This window comes from Kluyvera intermedia (assembly GCF_021440345.1).
Classification (GTDB): Bacteria; Pseudomonadota; Gammaproteobacteria; order Enterobacterales; family Enterobacteriaceae; genus Kluyvera; species Kluyvera intermedia_A.
In genome coordinates this window covers 35,697-52,943 of the sequence record NZ_JAKCNS010000019.1, presented here as the reverse complement: position 1 = coordinate 52,943, position 17,247 = coordinate 35,697, and the positions used below count along the sequence as shown (strand labels likewise).

General features: G+C 57.1%; 16 protein-coding genes. 11 read left to right on the top strand and 5 right to left on the bottom strand.

Annotation, left to right across the window (positions count from 1 at the left end; all coding sequences use genetic code 11):
* Positions 1-17 precede the first annotated feature (17 nt).
* From cybC to LZ634_RS06420, 11 genes are all read left to right on the top strand, one after another.
* Entirely contained in the window at positions 18-404 is a 387-nt protein-coding gene (gene cybC, locus LZ634_RS06470; RefSeq protein WP_061284890.1) for a cytochrome b562, read from the top strand.
* 287 nt (positions 405-691) lie between these two features.
* Positions 692-1,030, top strand: a complete 339-nt coding sequence (locus tag LZ634_RS06465; protein WP_234503389.1) for a glycine dehydrogenase — start codon at positions 692-694, stop codon at positions 1,028-1,030.
* 10 nt (positions 1,031-1,040) lie between these two features.
* Positions 1,041-1,403: a glycine-rich SFCGS family protein gene (locus LZ634_RS06460; RefSeq protein ID WP_234503201.1), complete on the top strand. Its 363-nt coding sequence runs from the start codon at positions 1,041-1,043 to the stop codon at positions 1,401-1,403.
* 2 nt (positions 1,404-1,405) lie between these two features.
* A complete protein-coding gene (locus LZ634_RS06455) occupies positions 1,406-1,705 on the top strand; it encodes a DUF4312 family protein (RefSeq protein ID WP_052282428.1) in 300 nt (99 codons plus the stop codon).
* Between the two features lie 21 nt (positions 1,706-1,726).
* Entirely contained in the window at positions 1,727-2,503 is a 777-nt protein-coding gene (locus LZ634_RS06450) for a DUF4311 domain-containing protein (protein ID WP_234503199.1), read from the top strand.
* A gap of 12 nt (positions 2,504-2,515) precedes the next feature.
* Positions 2,516-3,160: a DUF4310 family protein gene (locus LZ634_RS06445; RefSeq protein ID WP_052282426.1), complete on the top strand. Its 645-nt coding sequence runs from the start codon at positions 2,516-2,518 to the stop codon at positions 3,158-3,160.
* An 86-nt stretch (positions 3,161-3,246) separates the two neighbouring features.
* A complete protein-coding gene (locus LZ634_RS06440) occupies positions 3,247-4,380 on the top strand; it encodes an amidohydrolase/deacetylase family metallohydrolase (RefSeq protein ID WP_234503197.1) in 1,134 nt (377 codons plus the stop codon).
* Positions 4,364-5,482 (top strand): DgaE family pyridoxal phosphate-dependent ammonia lyase, encoded by a 1,119-nt coding sequence (locus LZ634_RS06435; RefSeq protein WP_234503196.1) that lies wholly within the window; start codon positions 4,364-4,366, stop codon positions 5,480-5,482. Before LZ634_RS06440 ends, LZ634_RS06435 begins: the two co-directional genes overlap by 17 nt.
* Positions 5,479-6,219 carry a 2-dehydro-3-deoxy-phosphogluconate aldolase gene (gene dagF / locus LZ634_RS06430; RefSeq protein ID WP_234503193.1) on the top strand — a complete coding sequence of 247 codons (741 nt, stop codon included), beginning with the start codon at positions 5,479-5,481 and terminating at the stop codon, positions 6,217-6,219. The genes LZ634_RS06435 and dagF overlap by 4 nt, the downstream gene beginning before the upstream one ends.
* Before the next feature lie 145 nt (positions 6,220-6,364).
* Complete coding sequence (locus LZ634_RS06425; protein ID WP_234503191.1) at positions 6,365-7,516, top strand: lactonase family protein; 1,152 nt, start codon at positions 6,365-6,367, stop codon at positions 7,514-7,516.
* Between the two features lie 22 nt (positions 7,517-7,538).
* Complete coding sequence (locus LZ634_RS06420; protein WP_234503190.1) at positions 7,539-9,449, top strand: BglG family transcription antiterminator; 1,911 nt, start codon at positions 7,539-7,541, stop codon at positions 9,447-9,449.
* A gap of 17 nt (positions 9,450-9,466) precedes the next feature.
* Here LZ634_RS06420 and nrdG read toward each other — a convergent pair whose 3' ends face one another.
* From nrdG to treR, 5 genes are all read right to left on the bottom strand, one after another.
* Positions 9,467-9,931, bottom strand: a complete 465-nt coding sequence (nrdG, locus tag LZ634_RS06415; protein WP_234503189.1) for an anaerobic ribonucleoside-triphosphate reductase-activating protein — start codon at positions 9,929-9,931, stop codon at positions 9,467-9,469.
* 159 nt (positions 9,932-10,090) lie between these two features.
* Positions 10,091-12,229, bottom strand: a complete 2,139-nt coding sequence (gene nrdD, locus LZ634_RS06410; protein WP_234503187.1) for an anaerobic ribonucleoside-triphosphate reductase — start codon at positions 12,227-12,229, stop codon at positions 10,091-10,093.
* Positions 12,230-12,614: 385 nt separating this feature from the next.
* Positions 12,615-14,270, bottom strand: coding sequence for an alpha,alpha-phosphotrehalase (gene treC / locus LZ634_RS06405; RefSeq protein WP_234503185.1), 1,656 nt, complete (start codon positions 14,268-14,270; stop codon positions 12,615-12,617).
* Positions 14,271-14,327: 57 nt separating this feature from the next.
* On the bottom strand, positions 14,328-15,746 hold the full coding sequence (treB, locus tag LZ634_RS06400) for a PTS trehalose transporter subunit IIBC (RefSeq protein WP_234503183.1): 1,419 nt from the start codon (positions 15,744-15,746) through the stop codon (positions 14,328-14,330).
* A 193-nt stretch (positions 15,747-15,939) separates the two neighbouring features.
* Complete coding sequence (treR, locus tag LZ634_RS06395; RefSeq protein WP_234503386.1) at positions 15,940-16,887, bottom strand: trehalose operon repressor TreR; 948 nt, start codon at positions 16,885-16,887, stop codon at positions 15,940-15,942.
* Between the last annotated feature and the right edge of the window lie 360 nt (positions 16,888-17,247).

Here is a 17,247-nt window from a genome sequence, read left to right as displayed (position 1 = left end):
AAAAAAGGAAGTGAGCAATGCGTAAAAAACTGTTAGCGATGCTGGCTGTCTCTGCTTTAGCCCTCGGCTCGGCTTCGGCCTTTGCTGACCTCGGCGAAGATATGGATACGCTGGCGGAAAATCTGCAGGTCGTGCAGAAAACCTCCGATGCGGGCGAGCTGAAAGGCGCGCTGAACAAGATGCGTACCGCTGCCGTCGATGCGCAAAAAGAGACCCCGCCGAAGCTGGAAGGCAAAGCGGCTGATAGCCCGGAAATGAAAGACTTCCGCCACGGTTTCGATATCCTTATCGGCCAGATTGACGGTGCGCTGAAGCTGGCAAACGAAGGCAAAATCAAAGAAGCTCAGGCTGCGGCCGAAGAGTTTAAAACCACCCGCAACACTTACCACAAGAAGTACCGCTAAGCATTTTCCCGGGAAGCGTCAGCCGACGTTTCCCGCTTTCCACCGCCAAAACTCCGTCCGCTTCACACTTTTGACCTTCGTTTTGCCATTCGCTTTTCCTATCGCCTTGCCCCGCATCCGTGACATTCATCACGCGAATATATCGAAATCGTGAGATTCGTGATGAATATGTGAATCAGATCACCCAGTCCGTCTGCCTTTCCACTTCGAAGTGGAAAACAACTCGCTACAAACTCCTCGCCCCCAACGTTAGTTTTATCCCCAGAGACATTAGCGGGGTAACACGAGTGAATAACGGAGCGGTAATACACGACGCAGGGGAGCAGGCGGCACAGACCGAACAGCTGGCAGACAAGATGCTTAAGCAGGTGTTCACACTGTTACGCCAACGCGGTATCACCCCCAACGACGTGCAGGAGCAAATGTTGACGTCCCACGTGCGGGCCATGGCCCATCGTTCAATCAGCGGTGAACCGCTGCCGGAAGTGGACGCCAGCCTGTTTGAAGAAATATCAGAAGACTCAATGAATCTGGCTCGCGACGTGGTCGCGGAATTCGGCAATCTGCCAAAAGAAGAGGCCTGGCTACTGTCCGTCCACTTCGAAGTCGCAAAAGAAAACCTGTAAGGAGCAACACATGGAACAGATCACCGTAGTAATTGGCGACCGCCTGGGTAAAGGACAAAAAGTTGCCGCTGGCGCGGAAAAAGCCGGTGCTCGTGCAGTCGTGGTACCGGGCGTCGCCGCCGACATGAAGCTTGGCGACATGATGAAAACGGAAAACGCCACCTTCGGCATCTCCTTCTGCGGCAGCGGCGGCGCAGGCGCCATCACCGCGCAAAACAAGCATGGCTACAAAGCGAAATACGGCATGCGTTCGGTTGAAGAGGGCGTGACCGCCATCAACGAAGGTTTCAACGTGCTGGGCTTCGGCTTTATGGATAAAGAAGAGCTGGGCGAGCGCCTGGTAGAAGCCTGGAAGAAGAAGTACGGCGCGTGAACATGAAAGAGCAATTCACCACCACGGTGAGGGTCACGGGCAAAGGCGAGAGCAAAACGCGGGCGTTCGCCGATGCCCTGAACCATGTGCAGGCCGCGGTGATGAAAACATCATCGCACATCTTATTGCGTATTGAGCCACAGGACGTGGCGGTTGTTCATGCGCGTGAAGCGGTACGAAAAGAAGCTTTCCTGTTTTTCTTTTTACGCCGTGAACGACGTGCGTACAGCGTGGAGCTGGACGTTACCGTCAACGTGACCGCCATTGATATCGATAAAGTGGATTTCGTCGCGCAAACCTGATTTTTACCAAAGGGTCAGACTATGTTCCTGATAATTTTAATAAAATCGCTCATCATCGGCGGCCTGGTTGGCGTCGGCGTGGGCGCCGGAGCGGCACGCATGTTTCATGCGCCCACCACCCAAGGGATGGGCGCATTTCGTACATTGGGCGAGCTGAACTCCTGTGAAGGCGATCCGGCTTCCCACTTCTCCTTTGGCCTCGGCTTCTTCTTTAACGCCTGGGCTTCTTCCGTTGCAGCAGGTTCCTTCACCCAGGACGTCGATCACCGCATTATCCCGAACTGGGGCGCGGCGGCGCTGATGATCAAAAACCGCAACGTCGGTGAGACGCTGCACGATCCGAAGAAAATGGCGATTGCCTGCGGCGTGATCGGCATGATCGTCGTGGCCTTCCTTAACCTGACGGCCTCCTCCGTGCCGCAGGCGCTGCAGGTCACTGCCATTAAGGTACTGGTTCCGGCGGCAAACCTGCTGGTGAACACCGTGATGCCGGTGATCTTCTGGCTGGCGGCGATTGATGCCGGTAAGAAATCAGGCTTCTGGGCGACCATTTTCGGTGGCGCAGCGCAGCTGATTATGGGTAACGCGGTACCGGGCCTGGTGCTGGGTATTCTGATTGGTAAGGGTGTGGAAGAGAGCGGCTGGCATCGCGTCACCAAGGTGATGATGGCTGCCATCGTTGCACTGTTCGTCCTGAGCGCCTTCTTCCGCGGCTTCGACATGAAGATGATCGAATCCTTCCACCTGACCGTGCCGAATTGGCTGGATCTGATCCACAGCTCAATCAGCGGCAAATAACGGGAGCCTGACATGGAACAAAATAAAGGGTTTTGGTATGCCGACTGGTCGTTCCCGATCTTCGTTGGCCTGCTTTCCTCCGGCGTCTTTGCCGGGACACACATGTACTACCTGTACGGTATCGGCGCGTTTAACGAAGTGGCCTTCGTGGCAATGTTAAAAGCTGGGATTGATACCGGTGCCTACGGCGCGGTGGCGGCGTTTGGCGCGAGCTTCCTGTTCGCCCGTATCATCGAAGGTTCGCTGGTGGGGATCCTCGATATCGGCGGCGCTATCCAGACCGGTGTTGGCCTCGGCGTTCCGGCGCTGCTGCTGGGCGCGGGCATTATGTTCCCGGTGACCAACTTTATCGCCTCCCTGATTACCGGTCTGGTGATTGGTCTGGCGATTGGCTACATCATTATTCTGGCGCGTAAGTTCACCATCAACCAGAGCGACTCCACCTACGGTGCGGACGTGATGATGGGCGCGGGTAACGCCTCAGGCCGCTTCCTGGGCCCGTTGATTATCTTAAGCGCGATGACCGCTTCCATTCCTATCGGCATCGGTTCGCTGGTCGGCGCGCTTCTCTTCTACATCTGGCAGAAGCCGATTACCGGCGGCGCGATCCTTGGCGCCATGCTGCTGGGTTCTATCTTCCCGGTGGCGATTAGCTAAGTGCCAATGGCATAGCGCTTATCCGGCCAAAACAGACCGGCCGGATAAGCCGCTAACGCCTCCTCCCATTTTTACAGGAGAGAGAGATGTTTGATTTACTCCTGCGCCGTGCGCGCCTCGTCGACGATACCCTCACTGATATCGCCATCCAGGACGGGAAAATCGCGGCGCTGGGCGAGATTAGCGCGCCCTCGCACAAAACCATCGAGCTGGACGGCAACTATTACGTCAGCGCGGGCTGGATTGACTCCCACGTTCACTGCTACCCCAACTCACCGATTTACCACGACCAGCCGGACAGCGTCGGCATTGCCACCGGCGTCACCACCGTGATTGATGCCGGCAGTACCGGTGCCGACGATGTGGACGATTTTTATCAGCTCACCCGTCAGGCGGCGACCGATGTCTATGCGCTGCTCAATATCTCCCGCGTCGGGCTGATTGCGCAGAACGAGTTGGCCAATATGGCCAATATCGATGCCGATGCGGTGAAACAGGCCGTGCAGCGTCATCCGGACTTTATCGTCGGCCTGAAAGCGCGCATGAGCAGCAGCGTGGTCGGTGAAAACGGCATTACGCCACTGGAGCGGGCGAAAGTCATTCAGCAGCAAAACGGCGATCTGCCGTTGATGGTGCACATCGGCAACAACCCGCCAAACCTCGATGAAATTGCCGAACTGTTGAGCTCAGGCGACATCATTACTCACTGCTATAACGGCAAACCTAACCGTATTTTGACGCCGGAAGGCGAGCTACGCAGTTCCATCGTACGTGCCTTAAAGCGCGGCGTACGCCTTGATGTCGGCCATGGCACCGCCAGCTTCAGTTTTGAAGTGGCGCGGCGGGCGATTGCGATGGGTATTCTGCCCGACACCATCAGCTCCGATATTTATTGCCGCAACCGCATCGACGGCCCGGTGCGCTCGCTGGCGCTGGTGATGTCAAAATTCCTCGCCATCGGCATGTCGCTGCCGCAGGTCATCGCCTGCGTGACTTCACAGGCCGCCGACGGGCTACGTTTGTCTCACAAAGGGCGGCTGGAAGTTGGCTATGACGCCGATCTCACGCTGTTCACTCTCGCATCCACGCCGACGCTGTTGGTGGATGCCGAAAAAGAGAGCCTTCAGGCTGACAAGATTCTGCTGCCGCTTGCCGCGATTCGCGCGGGCAAGGGCTATTTGACCGAACAAGGGAGCGCGGAAAATGCCTTCAATTTTTGAGAAGTACAATTTAAAACAAGTCATTAATACCTCCGGCCGCATGACGGCGCTGGGCGTCTCTACGCCGCGTCCGGAAGTGGTGGACGCCGCAATGGCGGGGATGAATCAGTATTTTGAGATGAAAGATCTGGTCAACAAAACCGGTGATTACATTGCCAAACTGCTGGACGTAGAAGGGGCGACCGTCGTCTCCTGCGCCTCGGCGGGTATCGCGCAGTCGGTGGCGGCGGTGCTGGTCAAAGACAGCGACTGGCTGCTGGAAAACCTCCACGTCACGCCAATTGAGAATAACGAAATCGTGCTGCCAAAAGGCCACAACGTGAACTTTGGCGCACCGGTGGGCACCATGGTGGCGCTGGGCGGCGGCAAGCTGGTGGAAGCGGGCTATGCGAACGAATGTTCCGCAGAACAGCTGGCGGCGGCGATCACCCCGCGTACGGCGGCGATTCTGTATATCAAATCACACCACTGCGTACAGAAAAGCATGCTCAGCGTTGAACAAGCGGCGGTGGTGGCGCGTCATCATAATCTGCCGCTGATCGTGGATGCGGCCGCGGAAGAAGATTTGCAGTGCTATTACCGCGTTGGCGCGGATCTGGTTATCTACAGCGGCGCGAAGGCGATTGAAGGGCCAACCAGCGGGCTGGTGATTGGTAAAACCCAGTACGTTGAGTGGGTGAAGCGCCAGTCGATGGGCATCGGCCGTGCCATGAAAGTGGGCAAAGAAGGCATTCTGGGGCTGACCTGCGCCATTGAACATTATCTGACGGCGCGCAAAGAGAGCGGCGATGAGATGGTGGCCAAAATGACCCCATTCATTGAGCAACTGAATACGTTAAACGGTGTTACCGCGCGCGTTGTGTGGGATAGCGCCGGGCGTGACATCGCGCGTGCGGAAATCAAATTTGATGAAGCCGTGACCGGCATCGCCACCGGAGAACTGGTGAGCGCGCTGAAGCAGGGCGAATACGCCATCTATTTCCGTGGCTACAAGGCCAACGAAGGCATCATCGAAGCCGATGTCCGCAGCGTGGACGCGCAGCAGCTGGAGATCGTCTCCCGCCGTATTGCTGAAGTTCTTAACAAGGAGAAAAGCGCATGAAACTGACCCCAAACTTTTATCGCGACCGCGTCTGTCTGAACGTTCTGGCGGGGAGCAAAGATAACGCCCGTGAGATTTATGACGCGGCGGAAGGCCATGTGTTGGTTGGCGTGCTCTCCAAAAATTATCCTGATATCGCCAGCGCGGTAGCGGACATGCGCGACTATGCGCAGCTGATTGATAACGCGCTTTCCGTCGGGCTGGGCGCTGGCGATCCGAATCAGTCGGCGATGGTCAGTGAAATTTCCCGTCAGGTTCAGCCGCAGCACGTCAACCAGGTCTTCACCGGCGTTGGCACCAGCCGCGCGCTGTTGGGGCAAAATGAAACCGTGGTCAACGGCCTGGTTTCCCCGACCGGCACCGTGGGCATGGTGAAGATTTCCACCGGCCCGCTGTCGAGCACGGCACCTGACGGTATTGTCCCGCTGGAGACCGCGATTGCGCTGCTAAAAGATATGGGCGGCAGCTCCATCAAGTATTTCCCGATGGGCGGGCTGAAGCATCGCGATGAGTATGTCGCGGTGGCGCAAGCCTGTGCGCAGCATGACTTCTGGCTGGAGCCGACCGGCGGTATCGACCTGGAAAACTACGGTGAAATCCTGAAAATTGCGCTGGATGCTGGTGTTAGCAAAATTATTCCCCATATCTATAGTTCAATTATTGATAAAGCCAGCGGCAATACCCGTCCGGCGGATGTGCGTCAGCTGCTGGAGATGACGAAACAGTTAGTGAAATAGTGCCGACTGCCCCTCACCCTAACCCTCTCCCCGCTGGGGAGAGGGGACCGTTTCGTGCCATAACATGGCGCGGAGGTTTTCACCTTTCCCCTAGGGGAGAGATTCAGGGTGAGGGGAAACCCTACCGAGCCACCAAGGAGTCACCATGCCAACCGCCCATCACCTGCTTGCCGCTTCACTTTCGCTTCTCGCCGCTGGCGCCGTCGCCCAAACGCAGTATGCCTGGGTCGGCACCTATAATCCCAGCGGTGAAGGGCTCTACCGTTTTACCATTGACGGGAAAACCGGGGCGTTAAGCGATAAGACGCTGGTGGGCTCGCTGCCTAACGTGGCGCAGCTGACCGTCTCGCCGGATGGGAAAACGCTGTATGCCGCCAGCGAAGTGGAAAAGGGCGTGGTACAGGCGTGGAGTATTGGCGCCGATGGCAGCTTAAGTAGCCTGAATCAGGTGGCGTCCGGCGGTGCCGGGCCGGTCTATCTTTCACTGACCCCGGATAACCGTCATCTGCTGGTGGCAAACTACGTCAGCGGCTCCATTGCCGTATTGCCGGTCAAAGAGGACGGCAGCCTGGGTGAGGCGGTGGAGGTCCATCAGGATCAGGGCCCGGCGGGAGCCGAGCGCCCGGAAGCGGCGACGGAAGGTAGTTTTGCCATCAGCGATCATAATGGCCCGCATGCTCACATGGTGCAGGCCGACCCGAGCGGGCAGTTTGTCTACTCCACAGACCTGGGGCTGGACCGGATTTATCAGTACCGCCGGGACAGCGCCAGCGGCAAGTTAACGCCGAACGATCCGCCGTATATCGCTGCGTCGTCGGCCGGTGCCGGGCCGCGTCATTTTGTCTTTACCCCCGCCGGGGATGGACTATGGTTGATTAACGAAGAATCCTCCACGCTGACGTTCTACCACCTCGACAAACACAGCGGCCTGCTGCGTGAGGGCCAAACGGTCTCCGCGCTGCCAAAAGAGTACAAAGGCACCAGCTTTGCCGCCGGGCTGGTACTTAGCGCCGACGGGAAGCAGCTGTATGTCGCCAACCGTCTGCACAACAGCATTGCCCATTTTACCGTGATGGCGGATGGCAGCCTGAATCAGCAGGATGACATCTGGACCCGTGGGGATTACCCGCGCGGCTTGACGCTGGATAGTCAGGGGCGCTGGCTGTACGTCATGAATCAGCGCAGCGACAACATCACCCGTTTTAGCGTGGCGCCGAAGGACGGCAAGCTGACGTTTGCGCCGGACTATACTCCGGTCGGCAGCCCATCTCAGATGGTGATTTCTGCAAAACCTTAAGTCGTAACATGAAGGAACCGACATGCGATTTCCCAACCAACGTTTAGCGCAACTCTTTAGCCTGCTGCAAAACGAAACGCTGCCGCAGGATGAACTGGCGCAGCGGCTGTCGGTGTCAACCCGTACCGTCCGCGCCGATATCACCGCGCTTAATGCGCTGTTGATGCATTACGGCGCCCAGTTTGTATTGACGCGCGGCAGCGGTTATCAGCTGAAAATTGACGATCCGTCGCGCTATCAGACGCTGGAAGAAACGGCGCCCAAGCCGCAGCATATCCCGCGCACGGCGCAGGATCGCATCCATTTTTTACTGGTGCGGTTTCTCACCTCGGCTTTTTCCCTCAAGCTTGAGGATTTAGCCGATGAGTGGTTTGTCAGCCGGGCCACGCTGCAAAGCGATATGGCGGAGGTGCGCGAGCGCTTTGCTCGCTATCAGTTGACCCTGGAGACGCGCCCGCGCCACGGGATGAAGCTCTTTGGTAGCGAAGTGTCGCTGCGCGCTTGTCTGACCGATCTGCTGTGGGAACTGAGCCAGCAGGGGGCGCTGAATCCGCTCATTTGCGAAGAGGCGTTTGATGCCAGCGTGCCGATGCAGCTCGAAGAGATACTGCAAGAGACGCTGACCCGTCACCGCGTTCGCCTGACCGATGCCGGCGAGCGTTTTCTGTGCCTGTATGGCGCGGTGGTGGCCCGTCGCGTCAGCGAGGGATTTCCGCTGGCGGATTTTAGCGCCGAAGATGTGGCGCAAAACGTTCGCGATGTCGCGCATGATGTGGCGGCCGCGCTGCAAAAGCTGGCCGGAAAACCGTTCTCCGCGGCGGAAGAGGAGTGGCTGTGCGTGCATATCGCCGCGCGCCAGGTGCAGGATGTGGACCCGGAAACGATCAGCGCCGACGATGACGAAGCGCTGGTGAATTACATCCTGCGCTATATCAATCAGCAATATAACTACAACCTGCTGGACGATGCCCAGCTGCATGCGGATCTGCTCACCCATATCAAAACCATGATCACCCGCGTGCGCTACCAGATAATGATCCCCAATCCGCTGCTCGATAACATCAAACAGCACTACCCGATGGCGTGGGATATGACGCTGGCGGCGGTCTCCAGCTGGGGCAAATACACGCCGTACGCCATTAGCGAAAACGAGATTGGTTTCCTGGTGCTGCATATCGGCGTGGGCCTTGAGCGCCATTACAACATCGGCTACCAGCGCCAGCCGAAGGTGCTGCTGGTGTGCGATGCGGGTAACGCTATGGCGCGAATGATCGAAGCGATTTTGCAGCGTAAGTATCCGCAGGTGGAAATTGCCGCCACGCTCTCACAGCGGGAATATGAACAGCTGGCGACGATTACGGAAGATTTTGTGATCTCCACCGCGCGCATCAGCGAAAAAGATAAACCGGTTATCACCATCGCGCCGTTCCCCACTGACTATCAGCTCGACCAAATCGGCAAACTGGTGCTGGTGGACCGCACCCGGCCGTTTATGTTGAACAAATACTTCGACGCCGCCCATTTCCGGGTGATTGACGGGCAGGTAGATCAGCAGACGCTGTTTGCCGAGCTGTGCGAACAGCTGGAGATGGAAGGGTTTGTCGACGCTGAGTTTTATGGCTCGGTGGTCGAGCGTGAAGCTATCGTCAGCACCATGCTGGGGGACGGCATCGCGCTGCCCCATGCGCTGGGGCTGCTGGCGAAAAAGACGGTGGTCTACACCGTGATTGCTCCCGACGGTATCGCCTGGGGCGACGAAACCGCGCATATCATCTTCCTGTTGGCGATCAGCAAAAGCGAGTATGAAGAAGCGATGGCGATCTACGATATTTTTGTCACCTTCCTGCGCGAGCGCGCGATGGCTCGTCTTGCGGCAACGCGGAGTTTTGATGAGTTTAAAACGGTGGCGATGGAATGCGTCAGCCGTTTTTGAGCGGCTGACGTGAGCAATTATCGCAGGTGATGAACGACCTGGTTGCTGCTGCCGCGCCAGATCAGCGCCGGGTCTTTTAAATCCTGTACGAACTTGCCGTCGACCAGCACGTTGATAAGGTCGACGACCTCCATCTGCGCGGCGTTCAGTTCGTCGAGCTTATAGCCGGTCCATACCCAGATATCTTTGCCCGAGCATTCGGCGTGGATCCGCTTCACCAGCGCGAGAATATCCGCCACGTTCTGCGGGTGCAGCGGGTCGCCGCCGGACAGAGAAATCCCCTGACGCTTAACGCGAGTATCGTTTAAATCGGCGATGATGCGGTCGGCCATCTCTGCGGTGAACGGTTGGCCGGAGTTAACCCGCCAGGTGCTCTTGTTGTAGCAGCCGGGGCATTCGTGAACGCAGCCGGAAACAAACAGGGTGCAGCGCGTGCCGGGGCCGTTGACGATGTCGACGGGGTAGTATTGGTGGTAATTCATTTCTGCTTCTCAATTGGAAGGGTGTTGTGTAACCCCCCTCACCCTAACCCTCTCCCCAAAGGGGCGAGGGAACCGATCGGTACCGGGCTGGTTTTCTCCCTCTCCCTTGAGGGAGAGGGCCGGGGTGAGGGGGAAACGACCCACAGAGCGATGGTTAGCTTAGCCTAACTGCCCATTCCCCAGGTGTTTCACGCGGCGCTTCACTTCTTCCTGCTTCCCGGCGTTGAACGGACGCGCGTCCGGGCTGCCGAGATAACCGCATACGCGGCGCGTCACCGAGACGCGGGCTGCGTCGTGGTTACCGCATTTCGGGCAGGTGAAGCCTTTGCTGGTGCATTCGAACTCACCGGTAAAGCCGCACTCGTAGCACTCGTCGATTGGCGTGTTGGTGCCGTAATACGGCACGTGCTGGTAGCTATAGTCCCACACGTCTTCCAGCGCCTTCAGGTTGTGCTGAATGTTCGGGTATTCGCCGTAGCAAATGAAGCCACCGTTCGCCAGCGGAGGGTAGGCCGCTTCGAAATCGATTTTGTCGTACGGGTTCACCTTTTTCTCCACGTCGAGGTGGAAGCTGTTGGTGTAGTAACCCTTGTCGGTCACGCCTTTCACCAGCCCAAACTCGGCGGTATCCAGACGGCAGAAGCGGTCGCACAGGTTTTCACTTGGCGTGCTGTACAGGCTAAAGCCGTAGCCGGTTTCGTCTTTCCATTGGTCAACCGCTTCACGCAGACGGGCGACGATGGCCACGCCTTTTTCACGCAGCATTTCGCTGTCGTACATGTGTTGGTCGCCGAACAGCGCATTGATGGTCTCGTGAATACCGATGTAGCCCAGCGAAATCGATGCACGACCGTTTTTGAAGATTTCAGATACGTCATCGTCAGCTTTCAGACGCACGCCGCAGGCACCTTCCATATAAAGAATTGGCGCGACGCGGGCTTTCACCCCTTCCAGACGCGCAATACGGGTCATCAGCGCTTTACGTGCCAGCAGCAGGCGCTCGTCGAGCAGCGACCAGAATGCGGCCTCATCACCTTTGGCTTCCAGCGCGATGCGCGGCAGGTTCAGGCTGATAACGCCCAGGTTGTTACGCCCGTCGTGTACCTGCTCGCCGTCTTCGTTTTCCCACACGCCAAGGAAGCTGCGGCAACCCATTGGGGTTTTGAACGAACCGGTAACCTTAACTACCTGATCGTAGTTGAGGATATCCGGGTACATGCGCTTGCTTGCGCACTCCAGCGCCAGCTGTTTGATGTCGTAATTGGCATCGCCCGGCTTGTGGTTCAGACCATCGCGAATCGCGAAGACCAGTTTTGGGAACACCGCGGTTTTGCGGTTTTTGCCAAGGCCGGCGATACGATTACGCAGAATCGATTGCTGAATCAGACGCGATTCCCAGCTGGTGCCGAGGCCAAAACCGAAGGTAACGAACGGTGTCTGACCGTTGGCGGTATGCAGCGTATTCACTTCATACTCCAGCGACTGGAAGGCGTCGTAGCACTCTTTCTCGGTGCGAGACAGCGCGTACTCTTCGGCATTCGGGATCTGCCACTCTTCGGCGGTTTTGCGGTGCTTATCGAAGCTGGCGGTGACGAACGGTGCCAGCACTTCATCAATACGGTTGATGGTGGTGCCGCCATAGATGTGGCTGGCAACCTGCGCGATGATCTGCGCGGTGACCGCGGTGGCGGTCGAGATGGATTTCGGCGGCTCAATTTCCGCGTTGCCCATCTTAAAGCCCTGAGTCAGCATGCCTTTCAGATCGATAAGCATACAGTTGAACATCGGGAAAAACGGAGAGTAGTCGAGATCGTGGTAGTGAATCACCCCGCGCTCGTGCGCCATCACCACATCGTGCGGCAGCAGGTGCTGACGTGCGTAGTGTTTGGCGACGATACCGGCCAGCAGGTCGCGCTGGGTCGGGATCACTTTACTGTCTTTGTTGGCGTTTTCGTTGAGCAGCGCCGAGTTGGTCTGCTCAACCAGACCACGAATTTCCTGGTTCAGGCGGCCGCGCTTTTCGCGCTGGCTGTCGCGGTCATGGCGATATTCGATATAAGAACGGGCCAGCTGCTTATACGGCCCGGACATCAGCTGGTTTTCAACGGCGGTCTGAATCTCGTTGATATCAACCTGCGACTGGTCCTGCATTTGCTGGCTAACAATTGCTGCGACGGTGGCGCAATAGTCTGCGTCATCGACTCCCGCTGCTTTAGCTGCACGCAGAATTGCTTCTTTGATGCGCTCTGATTTGAACGGCACTTTACAGCCATCACGTTTCATCACATGCGGTGTCATGATCACTCCATTATTTATAAGAACAGGTTATCCACAGCGGTAGGAAAACAACGATTGGCGCAATAGCTCCATTCACCAATACTTTCCCCTAAGTGCGGCCCAGGTTATCCACATACCGGCTATCTTTTTCGTGATTCTCATTGTTGCAATGATAGACGATAAATACCATATATTGGGCCGGGGAGCATTTTAAGTTCTATATGTAGTGATTTGCATCAAACATGTTTACGCTTTTATTGATGCAGAACAAAGTAAAAATGCAAGAGTACAGATGACAGGCGCTGAGGGGGTATGTAAATTATTACTGCGTAATAAATGCACAAAAGGGCCGTAAAACAGCGTGATGCAGGCAAGCCCGGCAGCACAAGGCTACCGGGCCGTAGGTTTAGCCCAGAAGCCACCAGATAGCTTCAAACGGGCGCAGCGTCATTGCTGCCGGTTTTTGTACAGAATCGGAATAGTTGCTCATCAACACGTGACCGTCGGCCAGCGTTTCCGATGGCTGCCATGCCTGCGGTTCTGCGCCAAGGTTGGCGAGCACCAGCAGCGTCTGCCCATTGTGCTGGCGGCGATAGCACCACAGCGACGGATGCTCAGGCAGCAGATCCTGATAATCGCCCCAGGTCAGCACCGGCTGTGATTTACGCAGCGCAATCAGCTGCTGATAGGCGTAGAACACGGAATCCGGGTCAGCTAGCGCGCGTTCGACGTTGATATCCGCGTAGTTATCGCAGACGCCAATCCACGGTTCGCCCTGGGTAAACCCGGCGTTTGTGCTGGCGTTCCACTGCATTGGCGTCCGGCTGTTATCGCGAGATTTACTGGCAAGGATCGCCAGCAGCTCGTCGGCGCTTTGCCCTTCGGCCAGCCGCTCGGCATACATATTGTGGCTTTCCACGTCGCGATATTGCTCTATCTTCGCGAAATGTGGGTTGGTCATGCCAATCTCTTCGCCCTGATAGATGTACGGCGTGCCCTGCATGCCGTGCAGCACCATCGCCAGCATTTTGGCCGCCGTCACCCGGTGTTCACCTTCATCGCCAAAACGTGAGGCAATACGCGGCTGGTCGTGGTTACACCAGAACAGCGCGTTCCACGCCCGATTGTGCATCCCTTGCTGCCAGTGGCTGAACAGCGATTTCAGCGCCACGTAGTCCGGACGCGCCAGCGTCCACTTCTCACCGCCGGGATAATCGACCTTGAGGTGGTGGAAGTTAAAGGTCATCGACAGCTCTTTGCCGTCGAGCGAGGCGTACTGCTGGCAGTTTTCCAGCGAGGTGGAGGACATTTCGCCCACGGTCATTAGCCCGCGCGGGGTAAACACATCGCGGCTGAACTCTTGCAGGAACTCATGGGCGCGCGGGCCGTCGGTATAGAAGCGGCGGCCATCGCCCTGGTCATCATTGGGGAAGGACTGATCTTTGGAGATCAGGTTCACCACGTCGAGGCGCAGGCCGTCGACGCCACGATCGGCCCAGAATTCGCAGACCTTTTTCAGCTCATCGCGTACCGTCGGGTTTTCCCAATTGAGATCGGCCTGCTCGGTGGCGAACAGATGCAGATAGTACTGGCCGCTGGCGGCGTCCCACTGCCAGGCGTTGCCGCCAAATTTCGAACGCCAGTTGTTCGGCGGCGTTTCCGGCGTGCCGTCGCGCCAGATATAGAACTGGCGGTACGGACTTTCTTTATTCAGCGATTCCTTAAACCACGCGTGGTGGGTTGAGGTGTGGTTCAACACCATGTCGAGCACGATGCGGATCCCGCGCTGATGCGCTTCGGCAATCAGCGTATCGAAATCGTCGAGCGTACCGTAAGAGGGATCGATCGCCGTGTAGTTGGCCACGTCGTAGCCGTTGTCGACCTGCGGCGAAACGTAGAACGGCGTCAGCCAGATGGCGTCAATGCCGAGCTTTTTCAGGTAATCCAGACGTGAGGTCACACCGCGCAGATCTCCCGTACCGCGGCCGGTGGTGTCCTGGAAACTCTTCGGGTAAATCTGGTAGATAACGCCGTTCTGCCACCAGTGAGGAAGTGTATTCATGAGGTTGTCCTTGAAGAAGGCGAAGGGGCGCAATTGCGCCCCGAACAAAGGTGAGACTTAGACCGGCAGCGTGCCCTGGCGCAGTTTGCGCTTGTACACCACCATGGTGAGGATAATCGGCACCACGACGGCGATAACCATCGCAATACTGTAAACGCCCCAGAAGGTCGGCTTAATGGACAGAATGCCCGGCAGGCCGCCAACGCCGATACCGTTCGCCATCACGCCGTTCAGACCGCACAGCAGGCCCGCAATACCGGAACCGATCATCGCGCAGAGCATTGGGAAGCGGTACTTCAGGTTGATCCCGTACATGGCCGGCTCGGTAACGCCGAGATAGGCGGAGATAGCTGCAGGTACGGAAATTTCGCGCTCGTTGCTCTTACGGCTGCAAATGATGATGCCGACAACGGCGGAAGCCTGCGCGATGTTAGACAGCGCGATCATCGGCCAGACCGGCGTACCGCCCATGCTTTGAATCATCTGCATATCAATCGCCAGCGTGGTCTGGTGCACACCGGTGATGACCAGCGGCGCGTACAGGAAGCCGAACAGCGCAGCGCCGACCGGCGCGAAGCTGCCGGTCATCAGGTGACGTACGGCGAAGGCCACGCCATCGCCAATCCAGCGGCCGAACGGGCCGATCAGGGCATGGGCGAGGAAGACCGCCAGAATCAGCGAGCACACCGGGACGATGACCAGATAAAGGTAGTCAGGAACGATGCGTTTCAGACGGGTTTCAATAAAGCCCAGCGCCAGACCAGCCAGCAGCGCCGGAATAACCTGCGCCTGATAGCCGACTTTAGCGATGGTGAACAGACCGAAGTTCCACACTTCTGGCACCTGCTGGCCCAGCATGTAGGCGTTCATCAGCTGTGGAGAAACCAGCGTCACGCCGAGGACGATACCGAGAATTGGCGTGCCGCCCATCTTTTTGACCGCCGACCAACAGATACCGACCGGCAGGTAGAAGAAGATGGCTTCGCCAATCAGCCACAAGAAGTCATAGATGGTTTGCAAAGACGGGTGCATTTGCGCCAGCGTCTGGCCGTTGCTCATCGGCAAGTCGCCGATAACGTTACGGAAGCCTAAGATCAAACCCCCGCTGATAAGCGCCGGCAGCAGTGGGAAGAAGATCTCGGCGAAGTGCGAAATCATCTGCTCGTGCCATTTCATGTTCTGACGGGCCGCCAGTTTTGCCTGCTCCTTATCCGCAGATTTCTGACCGGTGGTGGCCAGCAGCGCTTCATAGTAGTCGCCCACTTCGGTGCCGATAACCACCTGGAACTGCCCGGCGTTAGTAAAGCAGCCTTTCACCATCGGCAATTCTTCGATGGCTTTAGGGTTGGCCTTGGCCGGGTCGTTTAGCACGAAGCGCAGACGCGTGATGCAGTGGCTGACGGTGGCGATGTTGTCGCGCCCGCCGACCAGTTCGATAAGTTTATCGATGTTTTTTTGTTCTATTTTTTTGCTCATTATAGGGCCTTAAAACAGAGGTGAGATCTCCCCGATACCCGCCACTTCAGGCTGCTTGAGTCTGGCAGCCTGACGGACTCAGGATCAAAACCGTAATTAACACGCTGAATATAAGCGTACCGGGTTTAGGTTTTTGGGAAAATGGGAACGTTCCCGAAACGTCGCGACGATCACATTAAAGCTGATATTAAGCTTAGGCCAGGATCGCGGGGATCACTATCTGATGCGGCTCGCTTTTACCGCCTATCTGGGCAATGAGCTGTTCTGCGGCGCGGCGTCCAGCCTCGGCGTAGCCGGGATCGACGGTGATAATTTCCGGGTGCAGAAACTTGGTGAGAGGAGTGTTGCCGACGCTCGCCAGCTGGACCTTGTCGATGCGCTGATCCTGAAGATACTTGCTGGCTCCCAGCGCGAGGGTATCGGTCGCGCAAATCAGCGCGCTGGTTTCTGGGGTGATGACCTCACGGGCAAAATCGTAGCCTTGCTTCATTGCCAGACCCGGCAGGGCGGCGGTCGGCGCGAGCTTATGCCGTTTGCAGAAGGCCTGATAGGCATCGTGACGCCGCTGGCCGGTGGTGGCATCGCTGGTGGGGACGCCGAGGAAGCTGATGTGGCGGTGCCCGAGATCGAACAGCCGCTGCATCAGCTGGCTAATCGCGCCGGTATCGTCGTAGCAAACGGAGGTGAAGCCGCTGGCGTTACGCGCCATCAGCACCAGTGTTGACTGCCAGTTGGTCAGCATCTCTTCGGTCACGCCGGTAAAGCCAAACAGGATAACGCCGTCGATGTTGCGGCGTTTGAGCATCGCCAGGTGCTCGACCACTTTGTCCGGCGAGAACTGACTCTCCATCATAATCGGGTCGTAGCCCTGCTCGTAAAACGCGGGCAGCATGGTTTGTACGGCGAGGTTTTCCGAAAGCGAGTCCAGACGGGTGACGATAATGGCGACCACTTTGTCGCTTTGCCCACGCATGGCGCGTGCCGAGCGGGAAGGGGAGAAACCGTGCTGCAGCATGACCTCTTCAACGCGCTCGCGGGTGCGGTCGCTGACGCCGCTCTCATTGTTCAGCACGCGGGAAACGGTGGATTTACCGACGCCACTCAAACGAGCGATATCTTTGATGGTCAGCCGATTTTCCAGCATATAGTTGCCCCGTGTGAATAATTTCTATGGTTAAACCTGATGGTTTACGTGCCGTTGAATTGCCGTCCGTTATTATATCGCTCTAATGGTCATACATCTTATGATTTTCTCCGTATAATTCGCGGCGTTTTTCTCATCTAACCTTACCGGAGGCGTTATGGAGCCCGATCCCACACCTCTCTCCTGCGCGAGAGTAATTTTCCGGTAGGCCAGTTTTATTGCTGCCTTACCGATGCTGTGAGGCAGTGACATCCTATTTCATGTCCCTGCAATAAAAAATGATTGCCAACGGGCTTCGGTTTATCCGTGCCCGTTGGACCGACTGCGTTCGTCTAAGGCGAGCGCGGGGGACTTTTT